Genomic DNA, 18,598 nt, shown 5'->3' on the forward strand with positions numbered 1-18,598 from the left:
CCCTTTAGGGGTATTGTCTGTATTATGCCCTTATAGGGCTTAATCAAGCCTCCGGCTTAGCCGGAGGTTGTGACTTGCGAAGAAAAACCTGACAGATTTTGAAATGTGGGAGCCGCAATAATAAAACCGCCTGAAATCTATAAAATCTTACACTTCAAATGGTTTTGTTCGAACATTTGCGGAAAAAGTGTAAGTAGCGCTCGGGTTCGTTTCCTGTTATGATAAATTATAGTGATAAAAGGTGCGGCGGCCGTTTGAGCACTATGGGCGGTCCAGTTTGGATTTCATTTCCCCGGTGAGCAGGCGGCAAATCTGATCAACCAGCAAATCAATATCAAACTCACTGTTTGTGCTGCATTCAAGTATGAGCCCGATTAAGCCATAAGTATAGAAACTTAAAAATGCATGGATGTCGCTGGGAGGAAGCTGCGGGTTGGGAAACTTTTTCACGAATAATTTTGTTAAATAGGTATGGATTCCCTGCCGAAAGATATGTTCGCATTCCGCGCGGTAAGAACTTTCCATGAGCCGGCAGATTGCAGCCTTGTTTTTCACAACGTGGGTCAAGAATGCGCGGACTGCGGTTCTTGTGTCGCCGGCGGTTAAACTCTCCTGAATACCCTGCTCAACAGCCAGTTCGGCACTATACTCCACAACGTTCAGAATATTCTCATAGTAATAGTAGAAGGTCTGACGGCTGATACCGCACGCCTCCACCAGCTGCTTGACAGTGATGTCCTCTATATTTTTGGTTTTTAAGAGCTCTGAAAGCTGTTCTGCGATTTTTCTTTTGGTGTCTTTACTCATAAAATGCGTCCTTTTCAGGTAAAACTGTTGGAAAAACCGTTGTTTTTAAGTGTATCACAAACAGACTGAAAAATGTAGTAAAAAATTTAGAACAGGAGGAACAAGCACATGAAAAAGAGAAATTGGATTGGTTGGATGGAATTGATTGTCGGCATTCTGCTCCTCGCAGGCGGGATTTACACGCTGATGAATCCGTCCGCTTCGCTGACAGGGCTCAGCTTCCTGTACGGCTGCCTGGCAGTCTTTACCGGCATTCTGGACATCGTCTTTTATGTCCAAATGGACCGCCGCACCGGCTTTGGACCTGTCATGGCTTTGCTCACAGGCATTCTCAGCATCTTAGCTGGTATTTGTCTGGTCTTTCAACCGGCCATTGGGACTTGGGTGCTGGTGTGGATGTTCCCCATTTGGTTCATTGTTCACTGTGTCTCCCAGCTCTCCCATCTGTACATCATTCGCATCACTGCGGGAAACGCATACTATTACTTTTCAATGATTGTAAATATTATCGGCTTAATTCTGGGAATCTTTATGGCGTTTAATCCTATTTTTGCTGTAATTTCCATCCCCTATATGATCGGCTGCTACCTGATTCTGCTGGGAATCGACGGGATTGTCGTGGCGCTGACAAATTTCGAGCGCCGCTGATGGCTGGATGACACATATGGATTCCATCAATCTCTTGGTTTCCCTGGATCTGAACTATCTGCCGCAGCTGCAGGTCCTGCTCACATCAATCCGGCTCAATTGTCCGGGAGAACGGTTTCAAATCTTTTTGCTGCACAGCGGTCTGCCGGAGTACGTGCTGGACAGCCTCTCTCGATGGTGCGCGGATGTTTCTTACGGGTTCACAGCGATTCAGGCAGGGGAGGCTCTCTTTCAAAATGCGCCGGTCAGCAAGCGGTATCCCCGGGAAATGTACTACCGGCTTTTGGCGTCCCAGCTCTTGCCGCCGGGGACGGACAGGACGCTGTATTTAGATCCTGACATTCTGGTGATCAATCCGCTGCGCCCGCTGTGGGAGACGGAGCTCGAGGGCAATCTCTTTGCCGCTGCGGCACACACCGGGAAAACGGAGCTGGCCAACAATGTAAACCGAATTCGATTGGGGGTCAATCATAACTATTATAATTCTGGCGTTCTTTTGATGGATCTTGCCCTTGGGAGAGAACAGATCCTGCCGGACACCCTGTTTGACTTTGTGGAAGAGCACGCCGCAGAATTGGTCCTTCCGGATCAGGATCTGCTCAACGCCGTATATGGCGATAAAATCCTGCCGCTGGACGATGCAATCTGGAACTATGACGCGCGCAACTACAACAACTATTTACTGCGCAGTTCCGGAATCTGCAATACGGAATGGGTTATGGCCAACACCTCCATCCTGCATTTTTGCGGGAAGGCCAAACCCTGGAAGCCAAACTATATATACAGGTTTGGGGGTTTGTACCAGCACTATGCGCAATTGGCGCGCAAAGACTGGAATGACCGGATGAGATGTAAGCGTTTGAATGTGGAGTAAGGAGGCGAGCCACCCATGAACGAAAAGTTAAAGGAAAAGATCAGGGAATCCTTGGCAAGCGTACTGCCAATTACCGGGATTGTCCTGCTGTTGAGCATTACGCTGGTTCCGATGGAAGTCGGCACTCTGGTCCTGTTCCTGACAGGCGCCATCTTACTGATCGTCGGCATGGGCTTTTTCCAGCTGGGCGCAGAGATTGCCATGACTCCTCTGGGGAAGGGGGTAGGCGGGTGCCTGATGAAAAACCGCCGCCTTCTTCTCATTATAGTAGCCTGCTTTCTGATGGGGGCCTTTATCACGATTGCGGAACCGGACCTCCAGGTGCTGGCGAATCAAGTTGCCTCAATTCCCAATCGAGTGCTGATATGGGTTGTGGCGGTTGGCGTCGGTATTTTCCTGGTTGTAGCGGTGCTTCGGATCTGGTTTCAAATCAGCCTGACGAATTTTCTGCTGATTTTCTATATCCTGCTATTTGGCTTATCGTTTCTCGCGCCGGAGGAATTTACCGCGGTAGCATTTGATGCCGGAGGAGTTACCACCGGCCCTATGACGGTCCCCTTTATTATGGCGCTTGGCGCCGGCTTTTCAGCGGCCCGAAGCGACAAGAAGGGAGCTGACGACAGTTTTGGACTCATCGCTCTGTGCAGCATCGGGCCGATCATGATGGTGCTGCTTCTGGGGATTTTTTACCATCCCACCGACGCGGCGTATAATGTGGCAGAAATTCCGGCGCTTGTCACAACTTACGATGTCATAAGGGTATTCCTCTCCGCGCTTCCTGAATATGCAGCGGAGGTGCTGACCAGCATCCTGCCCGTTGCGTGTGTACTTCTGGTGTTCCAGATTTTCACCCGGTACTATCACAAGCGACAGCTTCTGCGCATGGTGATTGGCCTTGTTTACACCATTCTGGGGTTGATTTTGTTCTTGACCGGCGTCAATGTGGGCTTTGCGCCCATTGGCAGCCTGTTGGGAAGCAGCATAGGCGGCAGCCGGCTGCGATGGCTTCTGCTCCCGGGCTATCTCATTGCGCTGGTTTTGAGCAGGCTTGTCCCACCTGTTTTCGTGGGAATTGCGTTTGACTCCGGCGGCGTTGCCAGCGGCCCCATGACTTCGACATTTCTTCTGCCGCTGGCCATAGGGGCCTGCTCTGCTTCCGGAGGAAATGTTGTAACCGATGCGTTCGGGATTGTCGCCCTGGTTGCCCTTGCGCCGCTGATTGCCATTCAGATCATGGGCCTTCTTTATACGCACAAATCCAGGCGTATCGCTGTGACTGAGGAAGTTTCGGATGATGGGTTTGTTGATTTCGAGGAGTGATAATGATGTTGCCAACGCCGGAAGATCGGCAATTATACCCCCGCATGTTTATCTTTATTATGCGTGATGAGGACGAGCGCAAACTGGAAAAAATGTTGGATGAGCTGGATATTCCCATTTTCTATCAATGCCGGGGACAGGGGACCGCGACATCCGAGATACTGGATCTGTTTGGCCTGACCGGCACAACCCGCATTCTAACCGCTGGAATTTTACCCAAGTTTTATATCAAAGAGCTGTTCTCGCGGGCGGAACAGGAGCTGCCGCTGCGTCAGCGGGGCGGTGGCATAGCACTTACGATTTCGGTTACCGGAATGCAAAGTTTCGTATTTCAGGTATTAAACGAGGAAACAAGGAAAGCGGTAGCCGAGCAGCTTGAGGAAAGGGTGGCAAGTGACATGGCCGAAATGCAGGCAAGCGGCAGATACAGCATGATCTGGGTTTCTGTTGAAAGCGGATATAGCGACGATGTAGTGGACGCGGCAAAGTCGGCCGGCGCCAGAGGAGGAACCATCGTTCATGGCCGGCGCAGAAATTCGGAACGTGTGAGCCAAAAAATGGGAATATCGATACAGGACGGTCAGGAATTTGTACTGATCATTGTTGCAAGGGAGAAGAAAGGGGCTGTCATGTCCGCCATTGGTGAAGCCTGCGGACTGAAAACGCCTGCGCACGGACTGGTCGTTTCTCTGCCGGTTGACGAAGTGCTGGGACTCGGAGAATGAGTTTCCTGCCGGTGTTTTGCAGGCGTGTGCGCCGCAGGCAGGCATCCTGGCTGTGCGGCCGCCGGGAAAGACAGCCAACCGGTCCGGCGGCACGAACCAGAACCGGTATGATTTCCCTGCCTTTTCCGGAAAACTGGTCCAAGGCCCCAGAAGTGTGTGCTTCTGGGGCCTTTTTCTGTCTGAAAGGCGGAAAATGCCTGGCGCCGGAGCGGAAGAGCGCCGTTTCGAGGGGGGCGGGCAACTTGACAGGGAGAGAATGAGGTGTATAAAATAATAGAACATCATGCTGTGACAACAGAAGGTGACTATATATGAAAAAGAGCTTGAGGGGCATATTTAAAACTTGGCGAAGCCCTCTGGCTGTGACGCTGATTCTGGTGATGCTGATTGCAGCCGCCAGCTTTTGGGTGACGGAACATATCAACCGGGAGGAAGAAGAGAACAGCTTTTCCCGATTGGAAGAAGAGGCGGGGAAACTGGCCAGCGCCTTTGAACAGATGGTGCATAACGATCGTGAGGAGCTTACTTTAATTGCGGAAATTATGGCGGACAGGCCGGAGGAGATGGAGGACTTCCTGCGGCTGTACCAGGACACGGGAGATTTCTTTTCTCATCTGGAACTGCTGATGCCTGGAGATCAGGTAATCACTGAGGACGGGAAGCACCTGGATGTATCCGGCCAGCTCTCCTTTGAGGAGGAGGCAGAACTGGGTGCCCATATTTCAGACCGGGAGCAGGGGCTCCCCGGGGAGGGGCTGGTGGTGCGGCATATGGTGCCCGTGCAGCGCGGCGGCGAGACGGTGGCCATGCTCTGCGGTGTTATTGAGCTGGGAACCCTGAAAGACGAGCTGCCCTATGCGCCCTACGGCGGACAGGCTGCGGTCTATGTGGTGGACGGCGCCACAGGGGATTTTCTCATTGATACTTGGCACACAGATACGGAGCTGGGAAACATCTGGGCATTGGGGAGCCGTCCCATGGCGCCTGGCTATGACAGGGAACGGCTGTACCGTGGCGTGGTGGAGGGAGAGAGCAACTTCGTGGTGTTTGTCTCCAAGACAATCAACGAGTATCTCTACTTCTATTACAGGCCGCTGGACATCAACCAGTGGCGCGTCGCCCTGTCGGTGCCGGAAGAGCTGGTGTTTGCCAAGGCCAAGAATATCCGCGGACTGCTGAATGTGCTGCTGGCAGCTGAGAGTATTGCATTTTTGCTTTACATCTGCTGGATGGTTTTTTATGTCCGGCGGGAGACAGGAGAGAAGCAGAGGCAGCTGGACATTCTCAATCATATTTATGATGTGGAGAGCCTGCTCTTCAATGCCCATGAACACCAGGAGAATGTGCCGCGCGCCCTGGAGGTGATCGCGCGGATGCTGCCTGCCCGGCGCGTGGCCTTCACGATGCTGGAGAGGGAGGGGAAGAATCAGGGATACCTCTGGGAAGAGGGCGGCGCCTCCGCCCTGGGCAGCGCCCTTCTGGACAGCGCGCCCACCCTGGCGGCCTATTTTGCCCGGGGGAAGCGGGAGGTCATTGCCCACAGCGTTTCAGAAGTGCGGGCGGTTGTGCCTGCGGCGCCTGACGAAATGGACGATTTGGTGGCCATTCCTGTGGAGGACAGCGGCGGAGTTCTGCGGGGCATTCTGGCAGCCGGCGGACTGTCCGGGCGGACGGACTGCGCGGCGATGCTCAGAAGCGTGGGCTTCAGCTATGCCAGTCTGTGCGTCAATATGCATACATATCGGGCGATGCAGCGTCAGGGCACAGTGGACGTACTCACTGGACTGTATAACCGGAACCGCTATGAGCAGGATCTGGCGCATATTGCAGAGGAGTGCAGCAGCGGGCTGAGCTGTATCTTTATTGACGTCAACGGCCTTCATGAGCTGAACAACAGCCGGGGACATGAGGCGGGGGACCGCATGCTGAAGGCGGTTGCGCGGGAGATTCAGAGCCGTTTGGGAGGACAGCACGCGTACCGCGTCGGCGGGGATGAGTTTATTATTTTCACCGTGGACGTGGGTAAGGACGAAGTGATCCGCAGCAGTGAGGCTGTGGCTGCCATGCTTGCGGCGGAGGGCTATTATGTCTCGGTAGGAGTAGACTGGCATCCTGCTCCGGTAGAGCACCTGGACCTGCTGGTCAAAACCGCGGAAAAACGCATGTATGATGCAAAGCGGGCTTACTACCAGACACCGGGCCGTGACCGCCGCGCGCGTTGAAGAGGAGAGCTGGGGCCGTTTGGGCGCTGAGCTGGTATGCCGCCGCTGTTCTGGAGAAGTCAAAAGCCTTGACAGCATAAAAAGCGAGACACGCATTGCGTGTCTCGCTTTTTATGCTGTCCTGCCGTTCGGCCTGCATTCCGCATGGGTGGGCGATCTGGGTATTACCTGGGCGGGTGGCATTTGGAGCAGGGGGTGTAGCCGCTGGCCTTGGCGTCCTCCAAGGAGATGGGAATTTGGCTCCTGCGAAGATACTGGCAGCCGGCTGAGTGGTATTTCTCGCCGGTTTTAGTTACATAGACAATGACCTCAACCGGGTCTTCCGCTGCCGGGGCGGAAGGGACCGCCGGGCTCGGGGCCGCGCTGGGGGAGGGGGTTGAGGACGGGACGGCCGTACTGACGGTGGGCTCCGGCGCTGCGGCGGTAGGGCTGGGAAAAATGTCGGGCTGGACTTCAGATAAAGTGGGCTCATCGGAAGCCGGGGCGGGCGAGGTACTGGGCTGGACCTGAGACGGGGCAGCCTCACTGGGGGACGGGCTGGGGGAGACGTAGGACTGGACCGGGCTGGGCGCCGGCTCGCTGGGGGACGCGCTGAGGGAATTGTCTGGCGTGCCCGCGGTGCAGGCGCAGAGCAGCGCCAGCGAGAGCAGCAGGGGAAGCAGGCGCTTTTTAAAAGAACCCATGGAATGACCCTCCTTTTCTATGCCTCCAGTATAGACACAGCCGGCGGCGAGGAAGGTCGAAAATGGGCGAATTTGGCAATAGTTTGCTTATGATAAGCGGAAAGGGGCGGATTCTGGCGTGAGACGTCTACTTAACATTGTGGCGCCAATTATGATGGTGGAAAGGGACCGGTCTAAAAACCGAAATCCATATTGTTTGAAAGTGCATGGGGAATAACATAAAATGCACTATTTTCAAAATATCTACGATTTGTATGCAAAGAAAAAACCCGAAGTCCTTGAAATCAAAGACTTCGGGTTTTTGGCGCAGAAGGAGGGATTTGAACCCTCGCACGGTTTTACCCGCCTACTCCCTTAGCAGGGGAGCCCCTTCGGCCACTTGGGTACTTCTGCGTATCGGCCGGGATGCGCATTTGCATCAGATGGCTCGTCTGCCGTCTCTCGGAAAGAAAAGTGGCGGAGAGAGTGGGATTCGAACCCACGGCTCTTGCGAGTCACCGGTTTTCAAGACCGGCTCCTTAAACCACTCGGACATCTCTCCACGCCCGGGTTCAAGTCAGATGCAACGGAAAGAATAATATCATATTGCAGGTGGCTTGTCAACGGGAAAATGAAAATTTTCGAAAAAAGCCTGTGCGGAAGGGAATGGGAGTGTGCGTTCAGGGGACAGAATAGAGGAGAAAAGACGGTGGGGCGCGAAATAAGTTTGAAAAAGCAGAAAATGGACTTGCCAAGCGCAACTATAAAGGGTAAAATATAACGGTTAACGAAAAATGGAACGGACTGACGGGGGTTTGGCATGAATCGTAGTCTGGAACGCATCCTGCCCAGGGTGCAGAAGCCCGCCCGGTATACGGGGGGAGAATATAACGCAGTGGTCAAGGACCGGCGAAAGGTGGAGGTGCGGTATGCCCTCTGCTTCCCGGATACCTATGAAATCGGCATGTCCAATTTGGGTGTGCGCATTCTCTACGGCGTGATGAACAACCTGCCCTGGTGCTGGTGCGAGCGGGTATTCGCCCCCTGGGGGGACATGGAGGAGGAGATGCGCGCCGAGGGCCTGCCTCTCTACGGCCTGGAGAGCGGCGACTCCATCGCGGATTTTGACCTCATCGGCTTCTCGCTGGGCTACGAGATGGCCTACACCAACGTGCTTAATATGCTGGACCTGGCCGGTCTGCCCGTGCGGGCGGAGGAGCGGCATGAGCTGTCTCCTATTATCGTAGCGGGCGGCACCTGCGCCTTCAACCCGGAGCCTCTGGCCCCCTTTGTGGACATCTTCTCCCTGGGTGAGGGCGAGGACGTGTCGGTGGAGCTGCTGGAGCTGTACCGCAAGGCCAAGGGCGAGGGCTGGGAGAAGGAGGAGTTCCTCCAGGCCGCGGCCCAGATTCCCGGTCTGTACGTGCCCTCCCTCTATGATATCTCTTACCATGAGGACGGCACTGTGGCGGCCATCACGCCCCGGGACGGCGCGCCCGAGGTGGTGACCAAGCGGATTGTCCAGGACTTCAACAAGTCCTATTTCCCGGTCAAGACCATCGTGCCCTCCACTGAGATCACCCAGGACAAGGTGACTCTGGAGGTGTTCCGCGGCTGTATCCGCGGCTGCCGGTTCTGTCAGGCGGGGTACGCCTACCGGCCCGTCCGGTCCCGCGACCCGGAGCTGCTGGTGAAGTACGGCATTGAGGCCTGCAAGGACTCGGGCTACCAGGAGATGACCCTGTCGTCCCTGTCCACCAGCGACTACCGCCACCTGCTCAAGCTGTGCGACGGGCTGCTGGAGTGGTGCGAGCCGGAGAAGGTGAGCCTGGCGCTGCCCTCCCTGCGGGCGGACAACTTCTCCATGAACCTGATGCACCGCCTTCAGCACGGCAAGAAGTCCGGCCTGACCTTTGCGCCCGAGGCGGGTACCCAGCGTCTGAGGGACGCCATCAACAAGAACGTCACCGAGGAAGAGATTCTCCAGTCCTGCCGCACCGCATTCTCGGGCGGCTGGTCGTCGGTGAAGCTGTACTTCATGCTGGGCCTGCCCACCGAGACCGACGAGGACGTGCTGGGCATTGCCGACCTGGCGGAGAAGGTGTACCAGGCCTGGCGTGAGACCACGCCGGAGCCCCGCCGCGGCGTGCGGATTACGGTCTCCACCTCTTTCTTTGTGCCCAAGCCCCACACTGCCTTCCAGTGGGAGGGGCAGATCTCCATGGAGGAGTATCAGCGGCGGGTGAAGCTGCTGCGGGACAACATGCGGGGCCGGTCCATCAGCTACAACTGGCACGACCCGGACACCAGCGTGCTGGAGGCGGTGTTCGCCCGGGGCGACCGCCGTGTTGCCGACGTCATCGAGGAGGCCTGGCGGAACGGGGCCAAGTTCGACTCCTGGAGCGAGTATTTTGACTTCCAGCGCTGGCAGGATGCCTTTGCCTCCTGCGGCCTGTCCATGGATTTTTACGCCGCCCGCCGGCGGGACAAGGACGAGATTCTGCCCTGGGACATGATCTCTACCGGCGTGCGCAAGGCCTTCCTGTGGCGGGAGCGGGAGCAGTGCTACCAGAACAAGATTACCCCCGACTGCCGGAAGCAGTGCACCGGCTGCGGGGCGGACAAGCTCTATCCGGGAGGTGAATGCGATGCGGAATAGCAACCGGCTGCGCTTTACCAAGGCGGGGCGGGCCAAGTACATCTCACATCTGGATCTGATGCGTACCTTCCAGCGGGCTTTTCTCCGGGCGGGAATTGAGATCACCCATACCGAGGGCTTCAATCCCCACGCCTTTGTGTCCATTCCGCTGCCCCTGTCCGTGGGCTTTTCCAGCCAGTGCGAGGTGCTGGAGTTCGAGCTGCGGCGCGGTGCGGAGCTGAGCGAAGTGCCCGGGCGGATGAACGCGGTGCTGCCCGAGGGGATTACAGTGCAGAAGTGCTACGAGGCAGTCAAGCCTGTGAAGGCCCTGACCTATGTCAACTATATCGTCACCCTGGAGTATGAGAACGGCGCGCCCTTTGGGGCGGAGACCGCCATCCGGGACCTGCTGAGCCGGGAGAGCCTGGTGGTGCTCAAGAAGTCCAAGAAGGCAAAGAGCGGCCAGGTGGAGGTGGATCTGATTCCTCTCATCGCCAAGTTCACCGTGGAGGGACGGCGGGACACCATCGCCCTGGACCTGATTATCCGGGCCCAAAACCCGGGATTGAACCCGGAGCTGATTGTGTCGGCCATCCGGGAGCACTGTCCCGAGGCGTCCCCGGACTATGTGGCCTTCCACCGGAAGGATGTGCTGGACGCCCAGTTCCAGCCCTGGGAATAACCATGATATAAAAGGAGAGGTCTCCGCATACAGCGGAGACCTCTTTTTTGGTGCCTGCATTTTTGAGAAATACTTTTACCCTCTCCGGTAGGTTCTGGTGATGTCGCCCAGCCTGCGGGCCACGTCGGGGTTGAGGGCGGCGGAACGGACCCGCCAGGCCCAGTTGTGGGGGCCGGCGGTACCGGGGGTATTGATGCGGGCGTCGGCGCCCAGACCCAGCAGGTCCTGCATGGGAGCCATGGCGAGACGGCTCATGGTGCTCCACGCGCCGCATACGGCGCCCCAGCCATAACCCTCGTCCTCCCGGAGCCGGAGATAGCGCATGGCGTAGTCCCGCTCGCCGGGGGAGGCCTCCTGGAAGAGCCACTGGACAAAGGTAGGAGTGTCGTGAGTGCCGGTGTATACCACCGAGTCGGGCTGACAGTTATGAGGCAGGTAGGCGCTCTCGCCGTTGGGATCAAAGGCATAGACCAGCACCTTCATGCCGGGCAGGCCGCTTTTGGCGATGAACTCCAGCACATCCTCCTCCAGGGCGCCCAGGTCCTCTGCGATGATGTTCAGGCTGGGCACCTCGTCCTGGAGCCGATGGATGAGCTCCATGCCCGGGCCGGGCTCCCAGTGGCCGTAGGTGGCCACCTTGTCCCCGGCGGGAATGGACCAGTAGTTATAAAAGGCCCGGAAATGGTCAATGCGCACCACGTCGTACAGCTCGGCGGCCCAGGCCATCCGCTCCACCCACCAGTCAAAGACCTCCTTCCGGTGTCCCTTCCAGTCGTAGAGGGGGTTGCCCCAGTGCTGGCCGGTGGCGGAGAAGGCGTCGGGGGGCACGCCGGCCACAGCGGCGGGGCGGCCCTCCTCGTCAATCTGGAACAGTTCGGGGTGGGCCCAGAACTCGGCGCTGTCCTCGGAGACATAGATGGGCAGGTCGCCGATGATGGACACGTTTTTCTCATTGGCATATTGCTTGAGGGCGTGCCACTGGCGGAAAAAGACGGCCTGGAGGAAGAGATGGAAGCTGACGTCATCCTCCTCCGGCTCAGGCGTGGGGGAGGGCCATTTGGAAAGGGGCAGATCCAGCTCCTCATGCAGGGCGGCGAAGCGGGCGTAGTCCTCAGCCCAGTGGGCGAAGGAGCGGAAGGCCTTGATGCGGGGGGCCCACAGCTCCTTACCCCTCTCCCACGCCTTGCGCAGAAGAGGGAGACGGGTGCGGCGGAGGAAGTCATAGTCCACCCGGTCCGGGCTGTCCAGCTGAGCGGCGGTCAGCTCGTCGTGGGTGAGAAGGCCCTCCTCAGCCAGTTCGCCCAGGTCCAGGAAAAAGGGATTGCCCGCAAAGGAGGAGGGGGACATATAGGGGGAGTCGCCCCCGCCTGGGGGCACCAGGGGGAGAATCTGCCAGTAGTGCTGGTTGGCCGAGGCCAGAAAGTCGATAAAGCTGCGGGCCTCCTTGCCCATGGTGCCGATGCCGTAAGGGCCCGGCAGAGAAAAGACAGGGAGGAGGATTCCGCTGGAACGTCCTTCCATCTGCATTTCATCCTTTCCGGCGGCGGGGGTGCCTGAGAAGCCTGCCGCCCGAGAATTGTCGCATACGCATTCTATTATAATCTGGAAGAAGAAATGTGGCAACCCTTCAAACCGGGCGGCAGCCGGAAAAGAGGACGGAAAGGGAGAAGAACATACAAAAATACCTTGCGGCAGCAGGGACGGTGGGGTACAATCAAAACAAATATACAGCCGAAAGGTGGGGACAGAGAATGAAAATGCTTCTGCTGGGCGGGTTTCTGGGCTCCGGCAAGACAGCTGTGCTTAACCGGGTTATCCGGGCGATCTCCCGGGCGGGGGGAACCTCGGCGGTCATCGAAAACGAAATCGGTCAGATCGGCGTGGACGACGCCCTTGTGCGGGAGGCGGGAATCAGAGTGACGCCCCTGTTCGGCGGCTGCGTCTGCTGCGAGATTTCCGGCGACCTGGTCCGGGCTGTGGGCCAGATCGCAGATGAAGTGAACCCGGACTGGCTGGTGGTGGAGATGACCGGTCTGGCCCTGATGACCGACGTGCTCTCCGTACTGAGCCGGTACGGCCGCCCGAATATCCCGGTCCACCCGGTATCCGTGGTGGACGCATCCCGGTTCAGCATGCTCAGCGGGGTTATGGCCCCGGTGCTGGAGCGGCAGCTCAGAGGTGCGGAGCTGGTGCTGGTCAACAAGGCGGACGTGGTCCAGCCCACCCGGGAGCAGCTGGAAGTGATTGCCGGCTGGGCGCCCGGCGCCCGGATACGGACGGTCAGCGCCGAAAAAACGGAGGACACGATCCTCTGGCAGACCATTCTGGAAGGGATAGGTGAGGCACAGTGAGCGGCCATATCCATGAGGAGAACCACGGTCCCGGCTGCATCTGCGGGTGCCATGACCATGACCACCATCACCACCACGGCCACGCCGATGACCCAGCTCACGGCCTGGTAGACAACGCGCTGGTACTCAGCGGGAAATGGACGGTCCATCTCCCGGAGGCCGCCGCTGCCGGAGCCATAACCCAGAGCGTGGCGGTGAAGCTGACGGCGCTGGCGAAGCCGCTTGCGGTGGACGGCGCGGTGGCGGGCCATGTGAAGGCGCTGATTCAGTGCGGCAGCGGGTCTATGGCCCTGTCGGTCACCCGGCTGGGGACAGTGGACAGAGCACAGGGTATGGGCTGGAAGCCGGACACCCTGGTGAGACGGTATGATGTGACGGTGAACGTACTCTCCCTGCTGAACACGGACGCTGTCACCCGTGAGGATTTGGACCGCCTGTTCGGCGGGGAAGAGGGGGCGGAAACGGTATGAGCATCCGGCTGATTGCGGTGGATTTGGACGGAACGCTGCTCTCCTCAGATGGCGCCACAGTGCATGAGCGGAACATCCGTGCCCTGAGGCGGGCGGCGGAGAAGGGGGCCAAAATTGTACTGGCCAGCGGCCGCTCGCTGGTGATGATGGAGGACGCGGCGGAGCAGCTGGGCTGCGTGAACTATATTATCTCATCTCTCGGGGGCACAGTGACTGACTACGCCACCCGGAAAATATTGGATGAGAAGGGGATTGACCCGGACAAGCGCCGGGCCATTCTGGAGGTGCTGCGGCCCTTCAAGCCCCTCATTGAGGTCTACTGTGACAACCGTATCTACGCAGAGCAGGCCATCCTCACGGCCCACCCGCCTGTCTCGGATTTTGACTTCCTGCGGGCCAGGTACGACGACGCGGTGGAGGATCTGGAGACTGCCATCGGGGAGCGGATGACGGAGAAGCTGGACGTGGACTTCATCCCGGACGACGAGACCATGGAGCTGATCCGCACCCGGGTGGAGGCCCTGGGTGACCTGTGCGTACTGGCCTATCCTGGGGATGGGAACATTGAGATCAGCCATATCGGCGCTACCAAGGGAAACGCCCTCCGGTTTCTGTGCAGGCACCTGGGGATAGATGCCGGAGAGGTGCTGGCCCTGGGGGACAGCGACAACGATGTGGATATGTTTGAGTGGGCGGGCTGTGCCGTAGCCATGGCCAGGGCTTCGACCATGGCCCGTCAGGCGGCGGACCGCGTGACCGGATCCAATAACGACGGCGGTGTGGGCCAGGCCGTGGAGGAGCTGATGGACCAGATTGGAGACAGGTAATCGGAAGATGCAATACGGCACCCTGAGCAGGAGATGCACAGGGTGCCGTATGTTGTCTCTGGAGATGAGGTAAAATTTAAGGCTCCTCCACGCTGGACGAGCCAGTCAGATTTTGATAGAGACGGACCAGAAACTGGTAAAATTGGGCCTTTTCTTCTTCAGAGAAACCGGCCAGCTCAATCTCCTCCAACTGGCGGCGCAGCTCCATGGATGCCTCGTGACAGGCATACCCGCTGGGGGTCAGGGAGATGGCGGTGGCCCGCTTGTTTCCTGCCACCGCTTTTCGGGAGATAAGGCCGTCGGACGCCATCTTATCCAGCAGGCGGGAGATGGTGGCGGGTTCAATGTCGCACATGGCGGCCAGATCCTTCTGCATACAGCCGTCGTGACGGGTGAGAAAGGCGAGAATTTTGGGCTGACCCACCGAAAGACCCAGCTCGGCGATCATGGGGCGAAAGACGTTGTTCTGAGCGTGATAGGTTTTCAGCAGCGCGATACTGAAAGGGACATCCATAAAAAGCAGTCCTTTGCAAATAAGAGAGGCCCCGCAGCAGAGCCTCACAGATGGTTTTCGTGCCAACTGTTAGCAATACAATTTTAGCAGATGTGAAAGAAATGTCAATTTGTTTTTCCCACAAATCCTCTCTGAGCCCGGGGGTTCTGTTATGTATATTCTCCCCGCAGAATGTTTCGATACGGGGAGAAAAAAGTGAAATCAGCCCTTTTGGCCCGCTTCTATGACAGAGCGGATGGCGGTGAACACCTCGTCCTGGCCGTCGCACATGACCAGCAGGATGGTGCCGTCCTCCAAGGTCTCCAGCCGGGCGTTGTTGGCGATGTCATACTGGTCTGCCAGGTACTGCTCAAAATTCTGCTTCTGCCGCTCTACAAAGCCAAGCAGAGCCTCTTTCACCGCACCATCCTTGCCCTCAGCGGGATAGACGGCAGCCACGCCGTAGGCCCGCACATTCATGGCGGAGGCGGAGATGGCGAAGGCGCTCATATCTCCGGCGGAGAGGCCCATCAGCTCCAGCAGGAGGGGCGCCATGTCATCGGCGTCGGAGGTGACAATGGGAAAGGCGTCGTTTTCCTCCTGGTCCCGGGCGTTCTGGATGGCGGACTGGTAGAGCTCGGTCCGCTTCTGAGCGGTGAGCTGGGACTCCGGCTGCGGTGAGCAGCCGGTGAGCAGCAGAATGGGGAGAAGGGTAAGAGAAAAGAAACGTTTCATATCAAAAACTCCTGTCTTGTTGTGTCTGCGTCTCCAGCGGATGGTCCGGCACGGCGGAGACAGCCTGCTCCGGCGAGACGGTGAGGGCGCCGCCGGCTGCGTCCACTACCGCCCGGCCGCCCCGACTCAGAGCCCCGGAGAGGAGCAGCTCGGCGGCCGGATCCTCCACCTGGGCGCGGATGGTGCGCCGGAGAGGCCGGGCGCCGTAGTCAGGCTCAAAGCCCTGCCGGGAGAGCAGGTCCAGGGCCCGGTCGGTGACCCGGAGGGAGACCCCCAGGTGTTCCATCCGCCCGGCCACGTCGTGGAGCATCCGCCCGGCGATAGTGCGGATCTCCTCCCGGCTCAGCTGGCGGAAGACAATGGTTTCGTCCACCCGGTTAAGAAATTCCGGCCGGAATACTCTTTTCAGGTCCTCCAGTACAGCGCTCCGCAGATCCTCAGGCGTGCGGGTTTCTCCGGCGGCGGGGCAAAAGCCCAGACGGCCGCCCTTTCCCGTAATCCGGGCTGCGCCCACGTTGCTGGTCATGACCACCACCGTGTTGCAAAAGTCGGTTTTGCGGCCCTGGGCGTCAGTGAGCACACCGTCCTCCATAATCTGGAGCAGAATACCCCAGATGTCCTGGTGGGCCTTCTCTATTTCGTCGAAGAGCACCAGGGAGTAGGGGCGGCGGCGGACCTTCTCGGTGAGCTGTCCCCCTTCCTCGTGGCCCACGTAGCCCGGCGGTGCGCCCACCAGCCGGGACACGGTGTGCCGTTCCATATACTCGGACATGTCGAACCGGAGCAGGGCGTCGGCGCTGCCGAAAAGAGCGGCGGCCAGCGCCTTGCACAGTTCGGTCTTGCCCACTCCGGTGGGCCCCAGGAAGAGAAACACGCCGGTGGGACGGCCCGGATCCTTCAGGCCCACCCGGCCCCGGCGTACCGCCCGGGCCACTGCCTTCACAGCCTCGTCCTGACCCACCACCTGCCGGTGGAGTTCCTCCTCCAGGCCCATGAGCCGCTGGGACTCCTCCTGGGTCAGAGTTGTGACAGGCACCCCCGTCCACTCGGCCACCACCGCCGCCACGTCCTCGGAGGACACGACGCTGGTCTGCTGTCCGGCCCGGAGGGCGGCTTTTTTCAGCTCCAGCTCCTTTCGAAAGTCGGCCTCCGCGTCCCGGAGCATGGCGGCCTTCTCAAAATCCTGGCCCCGGATTGCCTCTTCTTTCTCCTGGCAGGCCCGCTCCGCCCGCTCCTCCAGCTGCTTCAGTGCGGGAGGCGTGGCCAGCCGCTCCATGCGCACCCGGGAAGCGGCCTCGTCGATGAGGTCGATGGCCTTGTCTGGCAGGCGGCGGCCGCCGATATACCGGGCAGACAGGGCCACCGCCGCCTCGATGGCTCCGTCGCTGATGGTCAGTTTGTGGTGGGCCTCATACCGATCCCGGACGCCCCGCAGAATGGCGGCGGCGGTCTGGTGGTCTGGTTCGGCCACGATCACCGGCTGGAACCGGCGTTCCAGGGCCGAGTCCTTTTCGATATATTTCCGGTACTCCTCCACGGTGGTGGCCCCGATGACCTGGAGATCACCCCGGCCCAGGGCGGGCTTGATGATATTGGCCGCGTCGATGGCCCCCTCCGCCGAACCGGCGCCCACAATGGTATGGAGTTCGTCAATGAAAAGGATGATGTTGCCCGCCCGCCGTACTTCGGCCAGGATGTTCTTCACCCGCTCTTCAAACTCGCCCCGGTACTTGGTTCCCGCCACCATGGAGGACAGGTCCAGGGACAGCAGCCGCTTGCGGCGCAGCTCGTCGGGGACGTCTCCGGCGGCGATGCGCAGGGCCAGGCCCTCCGCAATGGCCGTCTTGCCCACGCCGGGCTCTCCGATGAGGGCGGGATTGTTTTTGGCGCGCCTGGAGAGGATTTGAATAACCCGGCGGATTTCCTTGTCCCGGCCCACCACCGGATCCAGCAGATGACCTGCTGCCAGCCGGGTCAGGTCTTTGGAGAACTGGTCGACCAGCTTGGTGTCCCGGCCTCCCTCGGCGAAGTCCCGCTCCGGCCGGGGACGGCCCGGACTGCGGTAAAAGGAACTGCCATCGCCGCCCAGGGCGGCCATCACGTCGCCGTACAGCCTGCGGGCGTCCACGCCGCTGTCGGCAATGACCCGGGCGGCTACGCCGTCTCCCTCCTGAAGAATGCCCAGCAGCAGATGCTCGGTGCCCACGTAGGAGCAGCCAAGCCGGGCGGACTGGGCCAGAGCCAGCTCAATAATCTTTTTGCATCTGGGGGTGAGCCCCTGGGAGGGCTGGCCTCCAGGCGCGCCCACGCCCACCATGCCGGCGATGGCGGCGCGGATGGTCTCAGGGGAGAGGCCGGCGGTGCGCAGTACCCGGGCGGCCATGCCCTGCTCCTCCCGGGCCAGGCCCAGCAGCAGATGCTCACTGCCCACATAACCGTGGCCCAGTTCAGAGGCGCAGGTCTGGGCCAGCATCAGGGCCGTCTGGGCCCGCTGGGTGAATTTAGTCCCGCTCACGGCCTCACGCCCTTCCGCCGCCGGTGGTGGACTGGGACGCCTTGTCTGCCTGTTTCTTTTCACAGTGCGTATGCTCCTTTGCGTTGGCGCGATTTTGATGCCGGGCGCTGACGGGCGCGCCCTCCAGGTCGGGGGCCAAACTGCCCGCCGCCTCCATATGAAAGAGAGAAGTGGGTATTTTTTCCATATCAATACACTCCCTGCCGCTGTGCGGCTCCCTATATTTTTTCCGCCCACAGGGAAATATACCCGACTTCCGCACAATTTAGCATTGCAATTTGAAAAACTTGTGGTACAATGAAATCACACTTGAATTGGAGGTGTTTCCAATGGCCTATGTTATCGGTAATGACTGCGTGAGCTGCGGTTCCTGTGAGGGCGGCTGCCCCGTGTCCGCTATCTCCCAGGGTGAAGAGCACTATGTCATCGACGCTGATACCTGCATCGACTGCGGTACCTGCGCTGAGACCTGCCCCGTGGGTGCTATCTCCCAGGGCTGATGTACTCTGATGAAAAACAGCGGCGCCGTGACCCGGCGCCGCTGTTTTTCTCTTGCTTAAAGAACCACTGGCTCTGCCAGTGGATAAAGAGCTTATAGCTATGGACAAAAAAAGGACTCCCCGATAGAT

At 58.9% G+C, this 18,598-nt stretch carries 18 protein-coding genes and 2 tRNA genes; 11 read left to right on the forward strand and 9 right to left on the reverse strand.

Features of this window, described 5'->3' with window-relative positions:
* Window positions 1–261 precede the first annotated feature (261 nt).
* Window positions 262–807: a TetR/AcrR family transcriptional regulator gene (locus Q0K06_RS11175; protein WP_294552400.1), complete on the reverse strand. Its 546-nt coding sequence runs from the start codon at window positions 805–807 to the stop codon at window positions 262–264.
* A 108-nt stretch (window positions 808–915) separates the two neighbouring features.
* Between Q0K06_RS11175 and Q0K06_RS11180 the strand changes: the two genes are divergently transcribed.
* From Q0K06_RS11180 to Q0K06_RS11200, 5 genes are all read left to right on the forward strand, one after another.
* Window positions 916–1,455, forward strand: coding sequence for a DUF308 domain-containing protein (locus tag Q0K06_RS11180; RefSeq protein ID WP_294552403.1), 540 nt, complete (start codon window positions 916–918; stop codon window positions 1,453–1,455).
* 16 nt (window positions 1,456–1,471) lie between these two features.
* The gene (locus Q0K06_RS11185) at window positions 1,472–2,329 is read left to right on the forward strand and encodes a glycosyltransferase family 8 protein (RefSeq protein WP_294552406.1); all 858 of its coding nucleotides are present in this window, start codon (window positions 1,472–1,474) and stop codon (window positions 2,327–2,329) included.
* Window positions 2,330–2,344: 15 nt separating this feature from the next.
* Entirely contained in the window at window positions 2,345–3,649 is a 1,305-nt protein-coding gene (locus Q0K06_RS11190; RefSeq protein ID WP_294552409.1) for a DUF1538 domain-containing protein, read from the forward strand.
* A gap of 2 nt (window positions 3,650–3,651) precedes the next feature.
* Window positions 3,652–4,374: a transcriptional regulator gene (locus Q0K06_RS11195; protein WP_294552412.1), complete on the forward strand. Its 723-nt coding sequence runs from the start codon at window positions 3,652–3,654 to the stop codon at window positions 4,372–4,374.
* Window positions 4,375–4,685: 311 nt separating this feature from the next.
* The gene (locus tag Q0K06_RS11200) at window positions 4,686–6,596 is read left to right on the forward strand and encodes a diguanylate cyclase (RefSeq protein ID WP_294552415.1); all 1,911 of its coding nucleotides are present in this window, start codon (window positions 4,686–4,688) and stop codon (window positions 6,594–6,596) included.
* A gap of 164 nt (window positions 6,597–6,760) precedes the next feature.
* Here Q0K06_RS11200 and Q0K06_RS11205 read toward each other — a convergent pair whose 3' ends face one another.
* The 3 genes from Q0K06_RS11205 to Q0K06_RS11215 all read right to left on the reverse strand — a co-directional run bounded on the left by Q0K06_RS11205 (window position 6,761) and on the right by Q0K06_RS11215 (window position 7,820).
* Window positions 6,761–7,279 carry a hypothetical protein gene (locus tag Q0K06_RS11205; protein ID WP_294552419.1) on the reverse strand — a complete coding sequence of 173 codons (519 nt, stop codon included), beginning with the start codon at window positions 7,277–7,279 and terminating at the stop codon, window positions 6,761–6,763.
* Between the two features lie 302 nt (window positions 7,280–7,581).
* A tRNA-Ser gene (locus tag Q0K06_RS11210) sits at window positions 7,582–7,672 on the reverse strand.
* A 61-nt stretch (window positions 7,673–7,733) separates the two neighbouring features.
* Window positions 7,734–7,820 (reverse strand) — tRNA-Ser (locus Q0K06_RS11215).
* Between the two features lie 258 nt (window positions 7,821–8,078).
* Here Q0K06_RS11215 and Q0K06_RS11220 point away from each other — a divergent pair.
* Entirely contained in the window at window positions 8,079–9,917 is a 1,839-nt protein-coding gene (locus Q0K06_RS11220; protein ID WP_294552422.1) for a TIGR03960 family B12-binding radical SAM protein, read from the forward strand.
* Complete coding sequence (locus tag Q0K06_RS11225; RefSeq protein ID WP_294552425.1) at window positions 9,907–10,578, forward strand: TIGR03936 family radical SAM-associated protein; 672 nt, start codon at window positions 9,907–9,909, stop codon at window positions 10,576–10,578. Before Q0K06_RS11220 ends, Q0K06_RS11225 begins: the two co-directional genes overlap by 11 nt.
* A gap of 75 nt (window positions 10,579–10,653) precedes the next feature.
* Here Q0K06_RS11225 and malQ read toward each other — a convergent pair whose 3' ends face one another.
* On the reverse strand, window positions 10,654–12,099 hold the full coding sequence (malQ, locus tag Q0K06_RS11230) for a 4-alpha-glucanotransferase (protein WP_294552428.1): 1,446 nt from the start codon (window positions 12,097–12,099) through the stop codon (window positions 10,654–10,656).
* 230 nt (window positions 12,100–12,329) lie between these two features.
* Between malQ and Q0K06_RS11235 the strand changes: the two genes are divergently transcribed.
* The 3 genes from Q0K06_RS11235 to Q0K06_RS11245 are packed head-to-tail and all read left to right on the forward strand — an operon-like array spanning window position 12,330 to window position 14,226.
* Window positions 12,330–12,929, forward strand: coding sequence for a GTP-binding protein (locus Q0K06_RS11235; protein ID WP_294552432.1), 600 nt, complete (start codon window positions 12,330–12,332; stop codon window positions 12,927–12,929).
* Complete coding sequence (locus tag Q0K06_RS11240; protein WP_294552435.1) at window positions 12,926–13,399, forward strand: hypothetical protein; 474 nt, start codon at window positions 12,926–12,928, stop codon at window positions 13,397–13,399. Before Q0K06_RS11235 ends, Q0K06_RS11240 begins: the two co-directional genes overlap by 4 nt.
* Window positions 13,396–14,226: a Cof-type HAD-IIB family hydrolase gene (locus tag Q0K06_RS11245; RefSeq protein WP_294552437.1), complete on the forward strand. Its 831-nt coding sequence runs from the start codon at window positions 13,396–13,398 to the stop codon at window positions 14,224–14,226. The genes Q0K06_RS11240 and Q0K06_RS11245 overlap by 4 nt, the downstream gene beginning before the upstream one ends.
* A 76-nt stretch (window positions 14,227–14,302) precedes the next feature.
* On the opposite strand, the gene Q0K06_RS11250 is transcribed toward Q0K06_RS11245, so the two are convergent.
* From Q0K06_RS11250 to Q0K06_RS11265, 4 genes are all read right to left on the reverse strand, one after another.
* Window positions 14,303–14,740 (reverse strand): MarR family transcriptional regulator, encoded by a 438-nt coding sequence (locus tag Q0K06_RS11250; protein ID WP_294552440.1) that lies wholly within the window; start codon window positions 14,738–14,740, stop codon window positions 14,303–14,305.
* 201 nt (window positions 14,741–14,941) lie between these two features.
* The gene (locus Q0K06_RS11255; RefSeq protein WP_294552443.1) at window positions 14,942–15,454 is read right to left on the reverse strand and encodes a DUF4358 domain-containing protein; all 513 of its coding nucleotides are present in this window, start codon (window positions 15,452–15,454) and stop codon (window positions 14,942–14,944) included.
* A 1-nt stretch (window position 15,455) separates the two neighbouring features.
* Window positions 15,456–17,969: an ATP-dependent Clp protease ATP-binding subunit gene (locus Q0K06_RS11260; RefSeq protein ID WP_294552446.1), complete on the reverse strand. Its 2,514-nt coding sequence runs from the start codon at window positions 17,967–17,969 to the stop codon at window positions 15,456–15,458.
* 4 nt (window positions 17,970–17,973) lie between these two features.
* Window positions 17,974–18,156, reverse strand: a complete 183-nt coding sequence (locus Q0K06_RS11265) for a hypothetical protein (RefSeq protein ID WP_294552450.1) — start codon at window positions 18,154–18,156, stop codon at window positions 17,974–17,976.
* A 142-nt stretch (window positions 18,157–18,298) separates the two neighbouring features.
* On the opposite strand from Q0K06_RS11265, the gene Q0K06_RS11270 reads away from it, so the two are divergent.
* Entirely contained in the window at window positions 18,299–18,469 is a 171-nt protein-coding gene (locus tag Q0K06_RS11270) for a 4Fe-4S binding protein (RefSeq protein WP_294552452.1), read from the forward strand.
* The last annotated feature ends 129 nt before the right edge of the window (window positions 18,470–18,598 follow it).

Origin of the sequence: uncultured Pseudoflavonifractor sp., from assembly GCF_944387805.1 — a bacterium.
GTDB lineage: Bacteria > Bacillota > Clostridia > Oscillospirales > Oscillospiraceae > Pseudoflavonifractor.